General features: G+C 59.6%; 14 protein-coding genes and 1 tRNA gene. 12 read left to right on the forward strand and 3 right to left on the reverse strand.

Annotated elements, in window-relative coordinates:
• The 7 genes from L0H65_RS03350 to L0H65_RS03380 all read left to right on the forward strand — a co-directional run.
• Positions 1-1,195, forward strand: a 1,195-nt coding sequence (locus tag L0H65_RS03350) for an extracellular solute-binding protein (protein WP_301457402.1), incomplete at its 5' end; no start/stop codon positions are given.
• Between the two features lie 87 nt (positions 1,196-1,282).
• Complete coding sequence (locus L0H65_RS03355) at positions 1,283-2,179, forward strand: carbohydrate ABC transporter permease (protein ID WP_301457404.1); 897 nt, start codon at positions 1,283-1,285, stop codon at positions 2,177-2,179.
• Positions 2,180-2,208: 29 nt separating this feature from the next.
• Positions 2,209-3,048 carry a carbohydrate ABC transporter permease gene (locus tag L0H65_RS03360; RefSeq protein ID WP_301457423.1) on the forward strand — a complete coding sequence of 280 codons (840 nt, stop codon included), beginning with the start codon at positions 2,209-2,211 and terminating at the stop codon, positions 3,046-3,048.
• Positions 3,045-4,529 (forward strand): argininosuccinate lyase, encoded by a 1,485-nt coding sequence (gene argH, locus L0H65_RS03365; RefSeq protein WP_301457405.1) that lies wholly within the window; start codon positions 3,045-3,047, stop codon positions 4,527-4,529. Before L0H65_RS03360 ends, argH begins: the two co-directional genes overlap by 4 nt.
• 3 nt (positions 4,530-4,532) lie before the next feature.
• Entirely contained in the window at positions 4,533-5,582 is a 1,050-nt protein-coding gene (locus L0H65_RS03370) for an ABC transporter ATP-binding protein (RefSeq protein WP_301457407.1), read from the forward strand.
• Positions 5,579-6,487, forward strand: coding sequence for a carbohydrate kinase family protein (locus L0H65_RS03375; RefSeq protein ID WP_301457409.1), 909 nt, complete (start codon positions 5,579-5,581; stop codon positions 6,485-6,487). The genes L0H65_RS03370 and L0H65_RS03375 overlap by 4 nt, the downstream gene beginning before the upstream one ends.
• 162 nt (positions 6,488-6,649) lie before the next feature.
• Positions 6,650-7,345 carry a hypothetical protein gene (locus L0H65_RS03380; protein ID WP_301457410.1) on the forward strand — a complete coding sequence of 232 codons (696 nt, stop codon included), beginning with the start codon at positions 6,650-6,652 and terminating at the stop codon, positions 7,343-7,345.
• Positions 7,346-7,649: 304 nt separating this feature from the next.
• Here L0H65_RS03380 and L0H65_RS03385 read toward each other — a convergent pair whose 3' ends face one another.
• From L0H65_RS03385 to L0H65_RS03395, 3 genes are all read right to left on the reverse strand, one after another.
• Positions 7,650-7,844: a hypothetical protein gene (locus L0H65_RS03385; protein WP_301457412.1), complete on the reverse strand. Its 195-nt coding sequence runs from the start codon at positions 7,842-7,844 to the stop codon at positions 7,650-7,652.
• Between the two features lie 226 nt (positions 7,845-8,070).
• The gene (locus tag L0H65_RS03390) at positions 8,071-10,401 is read right to left on the reverse strand and encodes a Tex family protein (RefSeq protein ID WP_301457413.1); all 2,331 of its coding nucleotides are present in this window, start codon (positions 10,399-10,401) and stop codon (positions 8,071-8,073) included.
• Between the two features lie 225 nt (positions 10,402-10,626).
• Positions 10,627-10,703, reverse strand: a tRNA-His gene (locus tag L0H65_RS03395).
• Between the two features lie 280 nt (positions 10,704-10,983).
• On the opposite strand from L0H65_RS03395, the gene L0H65_RS03400 reads away from it, so the two are divergent.
• Genes L0H65_RS03400 through L0H65_RS03420 form a run of 5 tightly spaced genes read left to right on the forward strand, consistent with a single transcriptional unit; the run spans position 10,984 to position 17,521 of the window.
• Positions 10,984-11,775 (forward strand): cyclase family protein, encoded by a 792-nt coding sequence (locus L0H65_RS03400; protein WP_301457414.1) that lies wholly within the window; start codon positions 10,984-10,986, stop codon positions 11,773-11,775.
• A gap of 6 nt (positions 11,776-11,781) precedes the next feature.
• Positions 11,782-13,341: an NAD(P)/FAD-dependent oxidoreductase gene (locus L0H65_RS03405; RefSeq protein ID WP_301457416.1), complete on the forward strand. Its 1,560-nt coding sequence runs from the start codon at positions 11,782-11,784 to the stop codon at positions 13,339-13,341.
• Positions 13,338-13,820, forward strand: a complete 483-nt coding sequence (locus tag L0H65_RS03410) for a MarR family winged helix-turn-helix transcriptional regulator (protein WP_301457418.1) — start codon at positions 13,338-13,340, stop codon at positions 13,818-13,820. Before L0H65_RS03405 ends, L0H65_RS03410 begins: the two co-directional genes overlap by 4 nt.
• Before the next feature lie 15 nt (positions 13,821-13,835).
• Positions 13,836-15,986: an indolepyruvate ferredoxin oxidoreductase subunit alpha gene (locus tag L0H65_RS03415; protein ID WP_301457419.1), complete on the forward strand. Its 2,151-nt coding sequence runs from the start codon at positions 13,836-13,838 to the stop codon at positions 15,984-15,986.
• Positions 15,983-17,521: an indolepyruvate oxidoreductase subunit beta family protein gene (locus L0H65_RS03420; RefSeq protein WP_301457421.1), complete on the forward strand. Its 1,539-nt coding sequence runs from the start codon at positions 15,983-15,985 to the stop codon at positions 17,519-17,521. Before L0H65_RS03415 ends, L0H65_RS03420 begins: the two co-directional genes overlap by 4 nt.
• Positions 17,522-17,557 lie beyond the last annotated feature (36 nt).

Consider the following 17,557-nt stretch of genomic DNA (forward strand, 5'->3'; position numbering starts at 1 on the left):
TGCCCCCGCCTCCGCCGTCGAGATTGAATATTGGCAGTATATCTTTGACGCGCGGATCAAGGCGATGGACACACTGATCGCGAATTTCGAGGCAGCAAACCCGGATATCACTGTCAAGCAGAACACCTTCCCCTATGATGCCTATCGCACCAAGGTTGCAGCAGCGATTCCGGCGGGTGAAGGCCCGGATGTCGTGCAACTGTTCTATGGCTGGCTGAATGATTATGAGCAAGCCAAGCTGATCCAGCCTTTGCCGGTCGATGTGTTCCCGCCTGAAAAGATCGAAGCGGATTGCTTCCCGATGGTGCAGGCGATGAAAAAGGACGGCAAATATATGGCCTTGCCCACGGCGGTCCGCTCCCTCGCGTTGTTCTATAATGAGCGGATGTTTGAAGAAGCAGGTCTGACCGCGCCGCCGAAAGACCTGAATGAACTTGTCGATTTTGCCAAGAAGATGACGACCAAAGATGCGGCGGGCAATATCACTGCCGAAGGCCTGACCTCTGGTATGGCCGGACAAGACCACCAGTGGTGGCGTGAGGTGCTGCTGCGCCAGTTTGGCGGGCATCCCTATTCAGCCGACAACAAGACAGTGGAATACAACACCGATGCCGGTGTGGCAGCGTTGCAGTTTTATGCCGATTTGCAACTGAAAGATGGTGTGACATCCTCCACCTTCATGGATGAGGCGCAAGCGGCCTTCAAAGCCGGCCGCGCGGGGATGCACATCGACGGTTCGTTCCGGCTTGGGGCGCTGAAGGACACGCGCGGGTTGAAATGGGGTGTCGCGGAACTGCCTGCCGGGCCGGATGGCACCAAGTCGAATTACGCCAGCTATTGGGTCAACGCGATCACAACCAAAGCGACGGGTGAGAAATACGACGCGGCAGTGAAGTTCATGCAATATATCACCTCGGATGAGGCGATGCAGATCTGGCTGGAAACCGTTGGTGAATTGCCCGCAAAACCATCGGCGGCGATGACGGAAGCAAACCTCGCCGATCCGATCTATGGTCCCTTCGTCAAAGGCTTGTCCTATGCGCACACCACGGTTTTCGCCGACGAATCCGCGCAGCGCCAAGTGATGATGGATGCGGTCAGCCGGATGTTCCTTGAAGCGCAATCGGCCAAGGACTCGTTGGATATCGCGGCGAAATCCGAACAAAAGATACTCGACGCTTATTACAACAAGTAAGCCTTCAAGATGGGCGGCGCCGTGGTGCCGCCCCGACGCGCCGCGGACCGGGGATCTGAATGCGGTCCGGATGAATTGGGGCAATGGATGCGCATATACCGCAATCTGTCGATCCGCCAGAAACAGGTGGTCTGGGCCTGGGGGTTTCTGGCGGTCCCGATCCTGTTCTATGGGGTGATCCGGTTTTACCCGACCCTGAACGCCATTGTCCTGAGCTTTCAAAGCTGGAACCTGCTTGGCCCGCGCGAATGGGTCGGCCTGGCGAATTTCGAAAAACTCTGGGCCGATCCGGTATTCTGGAAAGTGTTTCGCAATACGTTCATGTATCTGATCCTTGGCACACCGATTTCATTGATCCTCAGCTTTTTGATCGCCTATCAGTTGGAGAAGGTGCGATTTCTGCACAACACTTTGCGCGCGTTCTATTTTCTGCCGTTCCTGACCTCCACCGTCGCGATGGCTTGGGTCTGGCGCTGGTTCTATCAACCGGTGCCGATCGGGCTTTTCAACAACGCTCTGGCGTCGTTCGGGTTCAGCCAGATCAGCTTTCTGAACTCCACCACCAACGCTTTGCCTGCCATTTTGCTGCCTGCGATCTGGGCCGGCCTCGGCTTTCAGATCATCATCTTCATGGCCGGGTTGCGGGCAATTCCGCAAAGCTATTATGAGGCGGCAAAGATCGACGGGGTCTCGAACTGGACGACCCTGTCCGAGATTACCCTGCCACTGCTGAAACCGACCATCGTGTTTCTGGTCGTGTTCTCCTCCATCGGGTTTCTGCGGATATTCGATCAGGTGTTCAACATGACCACCAACAATCCCGGCGGGCCGCTCGACAGTACCAAACCCCTTGTGCTGATGATCTATCAGACCGCGTTTTCCAGCTTCGACATGGGCTATGCTGCCGCGCAAACCGTGGTGCTGTTCAGCATCCTGCTGGTGGTCAGCCTTGGCCAGTTGTACATCCTGCGGGAAAAACCATGAGCGATATTCGCGCCAGTTCCGCCGCGTTGATGCGAAGCGGTCGCACCGCAAAAGGCCCGCGTGATCCGTGGTCGGTGCTGCGCTGGACGCTGCTGGCGCTGGGGGCCATCGCCATGGTGATGCCGATTGTCTATATGCTCTCGGCCTCCATCAAATACCCGTTTGAGATGTATGATCTGAACATCATTCCGAAAGAGCCGACGTTTGAGAATTACACCTATGTCCTGTCGGATGGCCGCTTTTTGCGCTGGTTCGGCAACTCGCTGCTGATTGCCACGTTGACCACCGTTTCGGCGGTGTTCTTCGATGCGCTAGTCGGCTACGCCCTGTGCAAATTTCGCTTTCGAGGTCGGACCGTCGTGTTCGTGGCAATCCTGTCGACGTTGATGATTCCCACAGAAATGCTGGTGATCCCGTGGTATCTGATGTCGAAATCCTTTGGCTGGCTCGACAGTTACTGGGGCATCATGTTTCCGGGGATGATGACAGCCTTCGGCACCTTCCTGATGAAACAGTTCTTTGAAACCGTGCCGGATGATTTCTTGGAAGCGGCGCGCATCGACGGTTTGAATGAGTTTCAGATCTGGTGGTCGGTAGCCTTGCCACTCGTTGCGCCCGCGCTTTCGGCGCTGGCGATCTTTGTGTTTCTGGGCAACTGGACCGCGTTTTTGTGGCCGTTGATCGTGACCTCCAGCTCCGAACTTTACACTTTACCGGTGGGGCTGACCACGTTTTCGGTTGAACAGGCGGTGGAATGGGAATTGATCATGACGGGTGCAGCCTTGGCGACAATCCCCACGCTTGTCGTCTTTCTGGTGTTCCAGCGGTTTATCATTCGCGGCGTGGCAATGGCGGGGCTGAAGGGATGAGTAACGATAAATTTCCGGATCCGACCTATCGTGACACGGTGCTGGCTCCGTTATTCGATGCGGCGAAAACCCATTACGCCGACCCGGTGCGCGCGATCAACCGCGCCCATCTGGTGATGCTGGTGGAAACCGGGATATTGCCGCGCGCTACCGCCCGCAAGATAGCCCGTGCGCTGACAGGGATCGACGCCGACCTCGACCTTTCGGCGCTGAAATATACCGGAGAATATGAGGATTACTTCTTTCTGGTCGAGGCAGAGTTGAAGCGCCGCCTTGGCCCAGATGTCGCAGGCGCTTTGCATACCGCGCGGTCACGCAATGATATGGACCATACCGTGTTCAAGATGGTTCTGCGGGAAAAGACCGACCGTTTGACCGCGCAATGCAGTGACCTGCTCAGGGCTTTGCTCAAAACCGCCCGACGCGAACGCGACACGTTGATTGTCGCCTATACCCACGGCCAGCCCGCGCAACCGACAACCTACGGCCATTATCTGGGCGCGATGGTCGAGGTGTTGCTGCGCGATACGGCGCGGCTTGGCACCGCCCGCGAATTGCAGGATCATTGTCCGATGGGTGCGGCGGCGATCACCACCAGCGGCTTTCCGATCAACCGCCACCGTATGGCGGAGTTGTTGGGCTTTTCCGAACCCCTGCGCAATTCCTACGGTTGCATCGCCTCGGTCGACTATATCACTGCGACCTATTCCGCGATCAAGCTGATCTTTCTGCACCTTGGTCGCGTCATTCAGGATATGCAGTTCTGGACCGCGTTCGAGGTGGGGCAGTTGCATGTGCCCGACAGCCTTGTGCAAATCTCCTCCATCATGCCGCAAAAGCGCAACCCGGTCCCGATTGAGCATTTGCGCCATTTGGCGAGCATGACGGTCGGGCGCTGTGATGCAGTGATCAACACGATGCACAACACACCCTTCACCGATATGAACGACAGCGAAGGGGAGGTGCAGGTTGCAGGTTACGCGGTCTTTGACGGCGCTGCGCGGGTTCTGACGCTGCTGCAAACGCTGGTCCCGGCCTGTTCGATCCGGGCCGACCGGGTTGCGGCGAATATGGATGCGGCTTGTGTCACCATCACCGAACTGGCCGACAGCTTGGTGAGGGAGGACGGTTTGAGTTTTCGGCAGGCGCATGACATCGCTGCGAAAACTGCCCGCGCGGTGATCGCCGAAGGGACTGGCCTTGCCAATGGTTACGCGGCTTTCGTTGGAGCTTTCGGGGATCAGGTCGGGGCGGAGTCGTCGCTGGATGCCGCAGGCTATGCCGCCGCTGTAAGCCCCGAAAACTTCGTGAGGCAGCGCAGTCGCTTCGGCGGGCCAGCCCCCGCCGCGATGGACGACGCCCTGACGCAATATCGCCATGACCTGAGCGATTGCGAGATGCGGGACCAACTGAATGCCAAGCGGATTGCCTTCGCAACTGCCGCCCGCGATGCCGCCTTCAACGCCCTTCTGTCGGAGTAGGTCATGGCCACGTTGAGCCTGCGAAATCTGGTCAAGACCTATGGCAAGACCGAGGTTCTGCATGGAATCAGCCTTGACGTGGCGGATGGCGAGTTCGTGGTTTTTGTTGGCCCCTCAGGGTGCGGAAAATCCACGACGCTGCGGATGATTGCGGGGCTAGAGGATGTCTCGGGCGGAGAGGTGCGGATTGGCGACAAGGTGGTGAACCATCTGGAACCGAAAGATCGTGACATTGCGATGGTGTTCCAGAACTACGCGATCTACCCGCATCTCACGGTGCGCAAGAACATCGGCTTTGGTCTGCGCACCGCGAAAACGCCGAAAGCCGAGAAGGAGAAACGCATCGAGGAGGTCGCAGCGATCCTGTCGATGACGGACTACCTCGATCGCCGCCCTGCACAGCTTTCGGGTGGGCAGCGCCAGCGGGTCGCAATCGGTCGGGCCATGGTGCGTGACCCGGCGGTGTTCCTGTTTGATGAGCCGCTGTCGAACCTTGACGCGCAACTGCGCGCACAGATGAGACTTGAGATTAAGAAACTTCATCAACGTGTTGGAACTACAATTGTTTTTGTAACTCACGATCAGGTCGAGGCGATGACAATGGCCGACCGGATCGTCATTATGAAAGACGGCCATATCCAGCAGGTCGGTACTCCGGCGCAAGTCTATCACCAACCGGCAAACACCTTTGTCGCGCAGTTCATCGGTGCGCCTTCGATGAATATGTTGCCGGGTCAGGTCGTTTCCGGTGGCATTTCCGTTGCCGGGCGACATATCGCCCGCGATCCATGCGGTGCAACCGGTGCGCTGACCGTTGGTATTCGCCCGGATGATCTGCGGGTCACGGAGGGGCGGCAGGGCAGTTTTGAAGGTCGTGTCACTGTGCTCGAACCCCTTGGTGCTGAAACCCTCGCCTATGTCGATATCGGCGGACAGGAGGTTGTCGCCCATGCCGATGGTCGCAAGCCGCCCGCGCTTGGCGCGCTGGTGTCTTTGGCGGTTGATCCCGCGAACCTGCATCTGTTCGGCCCCGATGGGATGGCACTTGCATGAACGAAGGCGCCGGACCTCGAACACTCCGCCCCATTCTGTGCGCCGGGCGGCTTTATTGTGATCTGGTGATGGGAGGGCTTTGTGCGCCGCCCTTGCCGGGGCAGGAGGTTTACGCAAGCTCGCTTGCCCTGACAGCGGGTGGCGGCGCCTATATCACGGCGGCCTATCTTGCGGCCCTGGGGTGCTCGGTCACGCTGGCATGTACCATTCCTGCGGAACCTTTTGCTGGCGCAATCGCGGCAGAGCTTGCGGCTGCCGCGCTCGATCTTTCAGCTTGTTGCCATGCCGCAGCGGGGGCAGAGCCGCAGATCACTGTTGCGATGATCGCGGGTGGGGATCGGGCGTTTGTCACTCGCCGCTCCGGTCCGGCTTTCCCGGACGGGTTGGAGACGCTGATCGCCTCTGGGCGTTTTGGTCATCTGCATATCGGTGAATTGGCAAGCCTGGCTGATGCCCCCGGAATAAGCACCGCAGCGAAGGCGGTGGGCATGACGGTGTCAAGCGATTGCGCCTGGGATGCCGAAGTGCTCGCCCGGTCCGATCTGGTGCAACTTCTGCGCGGGGTTGATGTGTTCTTGCCAAATCAGGCAGAGGCGGACGCGTTGGCACTGCACGCGCCGATTGCCGATCATGCGCCGTTGGTCGTGGTCAAGCGGGGGGCAGCGGGTGCGGAGGCAGTCTTTGGCAGCAAGCGGCTGCATCGTCCGCCGCAGCCGACGCCGGTGGTTGATACCGTTGGCGCGGGCGACGCATTCAACGCGGGGTTTCTGCTACTTTGGTTGCAGGGTGCCGACCTTGGCGATTGTCTTGACGCGGGCGCCGCGACTGCGGCAGTTGCGCTGGCACGGCAAGGTGGAGCGCGCGGGCTGGGGCGGTTGCCACGGCCGCGCCCGACGGCGCAATAGTGTGTCTGTCGCTTTTCAACCTGAGGGTGGTACGGACTAAGTGACGGAATTTGTCACATTAAACAGTCTTCTCAAGCTGCGTGTTCAATGCAAATATCGCTGCATGAAACTTTGCTGAACCTCGCAGCGATTGCTGCATAAACCCAAAGGAATTGAAAGCCCATGACCCTGAAATCCCTGACGACCATTCTGGCAACGACTGCGCTAGTCGCCTTTGCAGCACCCGGTTTTGCCCAGGACAAATCCGGCCCGAACGTCGATGAAACCGCGACCGGCACCCCCGGAGGTGTCGCGCAGTTCGACATGGCGCAAGGGCTTTACGCGATTGCCGTCGCCAACAAAGATGCGCTGATGGCGCTGACCGCTGCCAAATTGGTGGCCGAAGTCGCACTGACCGATGTGAAGCAGGAAAAGGAAACCACAACCGCCGAAGGCACGACCGAGGAGGCGGATGCCGCCGAAGCCCCGGCTGACGCCGCAGTGATGCTGGCAAGTGCGCGTGAATTCGCGGCGGGCGATGAGACGATGATCGGCCTGATCGAGGATGTGGAAGCCGAAGGCGCGCGGGGCCGCATCGGCGGCGCGTCGCGTGATTTCAGCCGCTTGCCGGTTGGGTCTGTCGATCTGTGGAAAATCCCGTTCTATGGCAATTCCTACGCCGAGATTGGTATTTCGGGCGACGGTGATGCGCCGCTTTCGGTTGTGGTGACCGATGAGAATGGCAATCGTGTCGGATGCCCTGCGCGGGTTTATGACAAGTTCTATTGCGATTTCGTCCCGGCGTGGAACGGCTATTTCTATGTCAAGGTCACCAATCAGGGCCGCAAGCGGAACAGCTATTATCTGCTGACCAACTGATCCACCGGCTGCAAAAAAAAGGCGGCGCCCTGAAGCCGGTAAAGCACCTTACAAGATGTGATGATGATATCCACTTAGAGCACCCTTGGGGTGCTCTAAGTCCCCTTTTTAGGAAACTACCGCCTGCCCTGATGTGCGGAGGAGTGGATAAGCCGATCAATATGAGGCTGTGGGCGCGGACAGTTTTACAGTCGGAGTAGGGGGTCTGTTCGCGCTGCCCATCCTGTGTGTTCCTGTGGTCACGCAAGGGCAGTCCACCCGCGCAGCCGTGCTGCGTTCTTTCTCGGGTGTCGCGTCTTCTTGTTCATAGCCAAAGAACGAGATCAAGACGCCGATCGATTTCCGGAATGAACCCCATGTTTTGCCAAAGATCCAGTAGCCCGCTGTATGCGCCCATATTGAATTTTTCGATCCGGGCGTAGTCGCCTTCTTCAGCCTTGTCTGCGGGGATGTTTCCGATGCCCCCGTGCAGGTGGCGCTGGCTGAACCCGCCGACCATTTGACGGTTTCCAGTTCGACATCTCCCATGATTTTCCACGAACTGCGCGGCGCGATGACCTACGCCTGATTGAGACCGGTGATGGTTTCAGCCAAGCGATTGTCCGTTGTCCGGCATGCGATTGCTTGAAGTCGCTGAGCGGGTCAGCGCGGCCACTTAGTGGCCAGCACTGTCTCTGTCTTCAACACATCTGCCGAAGCGTCAGGTCACGCAGAGGGGTCCCTTTTCATTTGCCGAATTTACCCCGCAGGGCATCGGCAAAAGGGTTGGCTGCCGTGGCGGATTTCGGTGCGCTTTGCATCTGGGCCGGTTTCGACTGGATTTTCTGAGGCTGACCGTGGGCACGGTTTCCTTGGCGTTCGGCCGCCTGTTCGCGCGCCTCACCGCTGTCTTTCTTCATCGTCAACCCGATGCGTTTGCGCGGCACATCGACCTCTACCACCCGGACTTTCACCACATCGCCGGCTTTTACCACCTCATGCGGGTCGGAGACAAACTTGTCGGCAAGCTGGCTGACATGCACCAGCCCGTCCTGATGCACCCCGACATCGACGAACGCGCCAAAGGCGGCGACGTTGGTCACGGTGCCTTCCAGCATCATGCCGGGTTTGAGGTCTTTGATATCGTCCACCCCGTCGGCGAAAGTGGCGGTCTTGAATTCCGGGCGTGGGTCGCGGCCGGGTTTTTCAAGTTCCAACAGGATGTCCTTGATCGTCGGCAGGCCGAATCGGTCATCAACGAATTGCATCGGATCAAGCTGCGCGAGCTTCGGCGATCCCATCACCTCCCGCAGGTCGCGCCCACACGCGGCGACGATCTTGCGCGCGATGTCATAGGCTTCGGGGTGGACTGACGAACCATCGAGCGGTTCTGCGCCGCCGGAAATGCGCAGGAAACCCGCCGCCTGTTCAAACACTTTCGGCCCCAACCGCGCGACTTTTAACAGATCACGGCGCTTGGCAAAGGGCCCGTTGGCGTCGCGATGGGCGACAATCGCCTCCGCCAGCCCCGGCCCGACACCAGAGACGCGCGCCAGCAGCGGCGCGGAAGCCGTGTTCAAATCCACGCCAACCGCGTTCACAGCGTCTTCGACCACTGCTTCCAGCGAACGACCCAAACGATGCTGGTCCACATCATGCTGATACTGGCCTACACCAATGGCCTTTGGTTCGATTTTCACAAGTTCCGCCAACGGATCCTGCAATCTGCGCGCGATGGAGACTGCACCACGAAGCGACACATCGAGATCCGGGAATTCCTTGGCGGCGAGTTCGGACGCGGAATAAACCGAAGCGCCTGCCTCGGACACGATCACTTTCACAGGCTTCGCCGCCTTGGCAGGCAACACTGCCAGCAGGTCGGCGACCAGCTTTTCGGTCTCACGGCTGGCAGTGCCATTGCCGATGGCGATCAACCCGACGCCATGCTTCCCGATCAGTTGCGCGATGGTGATCTGCGCACCTCGCAGGTCGTTCTTTGGCTGGAACGGATAGACGGTGTCGGTGCCAAGCAGCTTGCCCGTGGCATCAATCACCGCCACCTTGACCCCTGTGCGAATACCGGGATCAAGCCCCATCGTCGCCTTGCCGCCCGCCGGAGCGGCCAGAAGCAAGTCCTTGAGGTTGCGGGCAAAAACCCGGATCGCCTCCGCCTCTGCCCGGTCGCGCAGATCGCCCATCAGATCGAGCGTGAGCGAGGTTTTCAGCTTGATGCGCCACGCCCATGCCGCGACCTCGCGCAGCCAGATGTCACCCTTGCCTTGGCCGCCCGCTTGCAATGCCGCGCCGCAGGTTGCTTCGCAAGGGGATTGGCCGCGCGCCGCATCCGGGTCTACCGCCAGATCGAGCGTCAGAAACCCTTCGTTGCGCCCGCGCAGCATCGCCAGAACGCGGTGGGATGGGGCGGAGTGCCAGGGTTCGGAATGGGCGAAATAGTCGGAAAACTTGGCACCTTCGGCCTCTTTTCCAGCAACGACGGTGGCGACAAGGCGTGCCACCGATTTCATATGGGTACGCAATTTGCCAAGCAAGGCGGCATCCTCGGCCAACCCTTCGGCAATGATGTCACGCGCGCCTTCAAGCGCGGTCTTGGTGTCGGGCACGTCGGCATTTACAAAACCCGCCGCCTGCCGCTCTGGATCTGCGGATCGGTCCGCCAGAATCCCGTCCGCCAAGGGGCCAAGCCCGTTTTCGCGCGCGATCATCGCGCGGGTACGTCGCTTCGGCTTGTACGGCAGATAGATATCTTCCAACTCGGCCTTGGTGACGGCTTTTGTCAGGCTCGCCGTCAAGGCATCCGTCAGTTTGCCCTGCTCCTTGATCGACGACAGGATCGCGGTGCGGCGCGTCTCCATCTCCCGCAGGTACGTCAGCCGTTCGGCGAGGTTGCGCAACTGTGTGTCATCGAGGCCGCCCGTCACCTCTTTGCGGTAGCGCGCAACGAAAGGCACGGTGGCACCGCCATCGAGCAGGTCGACAGCGGCGTTGACCTGACCGGGGGCAGCGCCGATTTCGCTGGCGATCAGGCGGGAAATGCGCGCGGCGATATCTGGGGTCATGGTCATCCGTTCATTTTCTGAGTTTGGACCATGACCATAAGTCGCCCGCGTCGCGGGGCCAAGAGCCTGACGCAAATCAGATGAAGGGAACCAACGGAATACCGCCGCAGGCGCAAAGCAATGTGAGAAGGCCAAGCAATGCCGCAATTCTCATGGTGATACCTCCTGAATGACGGGTGCAAGCATAAGGCAATGCCATCCCTGTGCAATCGGCAATATTAAGGATGGTACCACGTCCCCGGCTCGAACGGGGGACCTCTTGATCCACAATCAAGCGCTCTAACCAACTGAGCTAACGCGGCACTGTGGGCGATTTAGACCGGGGCCGGGGCAATTGCAAGTCCCTTGGCAGAGGGTCATTTTGGAATATCCTTTTTGCGTGGCATATATTGCTCTCGAAAAACCGGAACGAAACCATGACAGGTCCTGTTGTGTCCGGCGCCGATGAAAATAGCGTCTGCGTCCGTGGTCATGATGGATGCACTCCCCTCGAAATATAATTGCAAATGCATTTGAATTTGTCTAGCGTTGTTTCATCAACCAACACGCGAACCAAGTCGGATTTTCAGGGAGTTTTGAAAGATGGGCGCAGCGGATGTCATGAAGGATCTGGGCCGGATGCTGGCTTCGGGCGGGATTGAAGTGGTGGATTGTACGGGGGTGCTTGGCCCCAATACGCCGATCCTGCAACTGCCGCCGGATTTTGCCAAGAACACGCCACGGGTCGAGATTCACAAGATTTCGGAATATGACAAGGATGGTCCGTTCTTTGCGTGGAACTGGATGGTGCTGGGTGAACATTCCGGCACACATTTTGACGCGCCGCACCATTGGATCACCGGCAAGGATTATCCCGAAGGCTACACCGACAAGTTGGATGTGCAGCGGCTGATTGCGCCGGTCAATGTGATCGACTGTTCAGCGCAATCGCAAAAGGATGCGAATTTCCTGCTGACGGCGGATGGCATCAAGGAATGGGAAGCCAAGCACGGCGCGATCAATGCTGGCGAATGGGTTGTCATGCGCACCGATTGGGACAAGCGCGCGGATGATGAGGCAAAGTTCCTGAATGCCGACGACAAGGGGCCGCACTCGCCGGGGCCGACGCCGGATGCGATTGAATATCTGTTGAGCAAAAAGATTGTTGGCTGGGGGACGCAATGCATCGGCACCGATGCGGGGCAAGCCGGTGGGATGACGCCACCTTTCCCGGCGCATAATCTGCTGCACCGTGACAACTGCTTTGGTCTGGCATCCTTGGCCAACCTCGACAAACTGCCGGCCAAGGGTGCCATCCTGATCGCGGCCCCGCTCAAGATCGAGAATGGCACTGGCAGCCCGATCCGGGCACTGGCGCTGGTTCCCAAGGGCTGACGCCGAATGGCTGCGTTCGATCATCTGATCATCGGGTCGGGCATCAATGCGTTGGTGGCCGCGGCGATGCTGTCGCGCAAGGGCGACTCTGTGTTGGTGATCGAACGCAATGACCGCATCGGCGGTTGTCTTTATACTGATGAGGTGACGCTGCCGGGGTTTCACCATGATGTGATGGCAACGACCTTTGTGCTGTTTCTGACGGGTCCGGCGCATGCCGCACTGGGGGCAGATCTTGCCAAACATGGGTTGGAATTTTGCCATTCCCCGCATCCGGCCGCCGTGTTGCGCCCCAATGGGGCGTCCTTGGTGCTGTCGATGGACCGCGCGGCCAATATTGCTGCGTTCAATGCGCGTGTGGCAGGGGACGGCGATCAACATGCAGCGGATGTGGGCGGTATTGAGGCGGATGCCGGTTTCCTGTTCGCGCTGTTGGGGCAGCCGCTTTGGTCGCGGCAAGTGGCGTGGCTTTTGGCGAAACAGGCTTGGACGCGCGGGTTGAACAATCTCAAGGCATGGTTTGGTGCGGCGTTGGAGCCGGGGCGTGGCTGGTTGGAGTCGCGCTATGCCAGCCCGGACGTGCAAGCGCTTTGGGCGCCTTGGGTGTTGCATGTCGGCCTGACGCCAGAGGCGAGCTATGGCGGGCAGATGTCGCGCGTCATCGCCTTTGCTTTGGAGGCGGCTGGCGCACCCGTTGCCAAGGGTGGGGCAGCACAGGCAGCGCAGGCGTTTAAGTCGCTGATCGAGGCGAATGGCGGCAAGATCCGCACGGGTGTTGAGGCACAGAAAATCCTGATCGAGGCGGGCAAGGTGCGAGGTGTGGTGACGGCGGATGGCGAAGACATCAGCGCCACCAATGTTATCGCCAGCACCGCGCCCGGCCAGCTTTACGATGTGCTTTTGACGCCGGAGCATCGCCCGCCAACGACCAGGAAATTCCGCCATGGCCGTGGCAACTTCCAACTGCATTACGCGCTGGATGGCCCGATCGAATGGAATGCCGCAGGGTTGGAAGATGTGGCCCTGATCCATCTGGCAGATGGCATCGATTCCGTCTCCAAATCCTGTAATGAGGCGGAACGCGGCATGTTGCCCGAAACCCCGACGATCTGCGTGGGCCAACCTCACCGGTTGGATGCGACACGCTGCCCGGAGGGTAAAGCCGTATTATGGCTGCAAATTCCGGATGCGCCACGGGTCATAAAAGGCGATGCTGCGGGCAAGATTGCGACAACCCCGGATTGGACCGAGGCGATGAGAGAGGCTTTTGCCGACCGGATCGAGGGTATTCTGAAGACGCACATCCGAAATTTTGACGCGATAAAGCTGAAACGCCGCGCCTATTCACCTGCCGATCTGGAGGCGATGAACATCAATCTGGTGGGGGGCGACCCTTACGGCGGCGCTTGCGCGCTCGATCAGTTCTTTGTCTGGCGACCTTTCGCCGGGCAGGTCAATAACACAACATCGATCAAGGGGCTGTATCATATCGGCGCATCAACCCATCCCGGCCCCGGTTTGGGGGGCGGGTCAGGCTTCAACGTGGCGAAGGGGCTGGGCGCATGAATGATCAGGGCAACATCCCAACCGCCGCCGCGCAGCAACTCGCTGAAATGGGGCTGGAAGGCTTCCCGCCTTATCTGATGAACCGGATCATGGGGCGCTACAACGCCGCCGTGCGGCAAGAAATGGCAGTGCAGGGGCTGACCACACCGCAAATGCGGTCCCTGGCGGTTTTGTCGGTGATTGATGGCATTTTGATCCGTGAGTTGGCGGTCTATACCGTTGTGCCGCAATCAACGCTGAGCCGGGCGCTGGACCCGCTGGCACGCGATGGGTTGATCCGGCGGGTGACAGATGCGGAGGACAGCCGCGCCACCCGTGTCTTTCTGACCGACACAGGGCGCGCTGCCTATAACCGGCTTTGGCCGCATCTGACGCGGGCGAATGAGGCGATGTTTGCCGGGATCAGTGACACCGAAAAGCGGGCCTTGATTGGCACGCTCAAAACCATGCTGCGCAACATCCGCAAACACGATTTTTAAGGGGGCAGGGGACCAATGGCAGAGCGTTCATTCAAGGCCGAGGTCGAACATCTGCGCAAGGGTGACGGTGATGTGTTCACCGGCGAAGGCATCCTCGCCATCACCAAGGCGTTGCTGGAAAATGGTGTCGGTTATGTCGGCGGCTACCAAGGGGCGCCGATCAGCCATTTGATGGATGTGCTGGCGGATGCAGAGGCGTTGATGGCCGAACTTGGCGTGCGGTTTGAGGCCAATGCCAGCGAGGCGGCGGCGGCGGCGATGTTGGCGGCGTCGGTGCATTATCCGATCCGGGGGGCGGTCACGTTCAAGGGGCCGGTTGGTGTCAACGTGGCCTCCGATGCGCTGGCGAACCTGTCGTCATCCGGCGTGACAGGTGGTGCGCTGGTGATCGTGGGCGAAGATTACGGTGAAGGCTCGTCGATCATGCAGGAACGCAGCCACGGCTTTGCGATGAAGTCACAATTCTGGATGCTGGACCCGCGCCCCAACCTGCCATGTATCACCAAGGCGGTGAAGGACGGGTTTGAGTTGTCGGAGGCTTCCAATACCCCGGTGATGCTGATGGTGCGTATCCGGTCCTGCCATGTGACGGGAAGTTTTGCGACCAAGGACAACGTGCCGCCACCGCTGACAGTGCGCGAGGCAGTGTCGAACCCGCGGTCCGATTTCAACCGCGTGGTGCTGCCGCCGATGAGCTATCTGCATGAGCAGGACAAAATCAACAATCGCTGGCCCGCTGCGGAAAAGTTCATCGTTGAGAACAAGCTGAATGAGGTGTTCGGGCCGCAAAACGCACCGCTTGGCATCGTGGTGCAGGGCGGCATGTACAACGGCGTCATCCGCGCGTTGCAGCGGTTGGGGTTGGCGGATGTTTACGGCGAAACCGAAGTGCCTATTTATGTGTTGAACGTCACCTATCCGCTGCTGAAAGATGAGTTTGATGCCTTTTGCACTGGCAAGGACCATGTTCTGGTGGTGGAGGAAGGGCAACCCGATCACATCGAGCAGCAGTTAGGCTCGTATCTTTACAAGCTGGAGCGGCGGGTGAAACTGCACGGCAAGGATATGCTGCCGATGGCGGGGGAATATACCGGCCAGGTGATGCTGGATGGCGTCACCGCGTTTTTGAAAGTGGCCGCCCCGGACATGCTGCCCGGCAATGTGCGCGCCCCGAATACAGAAGCGCCGAAAATACCGGACCTGTCAAAAACCGTGCCGATCCGGCCACCGGGGTTTTGCACCGGCTGTCCTGAACGCCCCATATTTGCCGGCATGAAGCTGGTGGAGGAGGAGTTGGGCAAGCATCAGATCACCGGCGATATCGGCTGCCACCTTTTCGCCTGCCTGCCGCCGTTTGAAATTGGCGGCTCTACCATGGGCTATGGCCTTGGGCCTGCCTCAAACGCGGCGTTTGATGGTGGCGGAGAGCGGCGCGCGATCTCTATTCTGGGCGATGGCGGGTTTTGGCACAATGGGCTGTCGTCATCTATCGGGAATATGGTGTTCAACAAATCCGACTCGGTGGTGGTGATCGTCGATAACTATTATTCCGCAGCCACCGGTGGGCAGGACGTGCTGTCATCGCGCGCCCCGAACAAGAGTAAATCCACCAACAACCCGATTTCCGCCGCGCTGAAAGGTGTTGGCGTGAAATGGATAAGGCAGATCGACCGGACCTATGATGTGGGCAAGGTGCGCGACACGGTGCGCGAGGCGCTGACGACGGATTACAATGGCCCGAAAGTCATTGTGATGTCGTCGGAATGTATGCTGAACAAACAGCGCCGGGAAAAGCCGATCCGGGTGAAGGCGATCAAGGACGGGCGGCGTGTGGATGTGCCACGTTTCGGCATCGACAACGATATCTGCACCGGTGATCACGCCTGCATCCGGTTGTCTGGTTGCCCGTCCTTGTCGCTGAAACGGCTGGATGATCCGCTGCGCGATGACCCGATTGCCCATATTGACGAAACCTGCGTCGGCTGCGGCAACTGCGGTGAAGTGGCAGATGCCGCAGTGCTGTGCCCGTCATTCTACCGCGCGGATGTCGTGCACAATCCAAAGGGTTTCGAGGCTTGGCGCGCCGGGATGCGGGGCCGCCTGATCCGCTGGCTGCAAACGCGCCGGGATGACAAACGGTTGCGGCTGGAAGGGGTGGTGCAATGAAGGATCTGGTATTGCCCGAAAAACCCCGTGATGCGCGTGTGGGCGACATCATCAAACTGGCAGTAATGGCGGTCGGCGGGCAAGGTGGCGGCGTGCTGACCGGCTGGATAGAAGCATTGGCGCGGGCGCAGGGCTATGTCTGTCAGGCGACCAGCGTGGCGGGCGTGGCGCAGCGCACCGGGGCGACAATCTATTACGTCGAAATGGCCCCGGTGAGCGACCAACAACCGGTCTTTGCGCTGGCCCCTTCCGCGGGTGATGTGGATGTGCTGATTGCATCCGAGATGATGGAGGTTGGCCGCGCCGTGCTGCGCGGCTTTGTGACCCCGGACCGCACCACCTTGATCGGCTCGACCCACCGTGCGCTTGCGGTGTCAGAAAAATCCGCGCCCGGCGATGGGATTGCCGATGCCGATGAGGTGCGGGCGGCGGCAGAAATAGCCTCACAGCGGCTTATTCTGGCCAATATGGACAGGTTGGCCGTTGGTCAAGGCTCGGTGATTTCGGCGTCGCTGTTTGGTGCCTTGGCCGGTTCCGGTGCTTTGCCGTTTGACCGCGCGGCGTTCGAGGATGCCATACGCGCAGGTGGCAAAGGGGTGGAGCCGAGCCTGCGCGCCTTCGCCGCCGGCTTTGATGTGGCCGTGGCAGGGGGGGCGACACCGGATGCTGATGCGCCTGTGCCCTCGCCGCAGATCGTCGGACCCACGCGGCACATGAAGGATTGGCAGGCACTGATCACGCGGGCGGAACAGCTACCCGAACCTGTGCAGGCCATGGCCAAGGCGGGCCTGCGCAAAGTGGTTGATTTTCAAGATTGCCGCTATGGCACGGTTTATCTTGATTTTCTGGCGACTGTCGTGGCGCGCGATGATGCGGCGCAGACGTGGTTGCTCAGCCTTGCAGCGGCCAAATATATTGCCAATGCGATGGCCTATGATGACATCATCCGGGTGGCGGATCTGAAAACGCGCGGCCCTCGGTTTGATCGGATCAGGGCCGAAATGGGGGCAAAAGACGGTCAACTGATCCATCTAACCGAATTCTTCCACCCAAGGGCTGAGGAAATCGCAGGGATGCTTCCCGCAAAAATGGGTGCATGGATGGAGGCGAGCCCGAACCGTATGGCGCGGCTGGATCGCTGGTTCGGCAAAGGGCGCAGATTGCGGACCGATGCGCTGCCGGCCTATCTGGCGCTGCATGTGCTGGGCGGGTTGAAAACCTATCGCCTGCGCACCCGGCGGCATGAGGTTGAGACTGCGCATCTGAAAGACTGGTTGCAACAAAGCCTAGCACCTTTGCCCAAAGATTACGCGCTGAGTGTGGAGTTGGTGAAATGTCGCCGCTTGATCAAAGGCTATTCCGACACCCACGCGCGCGGCTTGACGAAATTTGCCACGGTGATGGGTGCCGTAGCTCTGCTGAAAGGCCGCAAAGACGCCGCCGAATGGATCGCCCGTCTGCGCGAAGCGGCATTGCAAGACCCGGACGGAAAAGCACTCAAAGGCGCGATTGAGACAGTGCGGAGTTTCGTCTGACGGGCCTGGCCACCGCAGGCCCAGAAAGCCAGTGCA

The sequence above is a fragment of the Pseudorhodobacter sp. genome (genome assembly GCF_030452865.1).
In the GTDB taxonomy this organism is placed as follows: domain Bacteria; phylum Pseudomonadota; class Alphaproteobacteria; order Rhodobacterales; family Rhodobacteraceae; genus Pseudorhodobacter.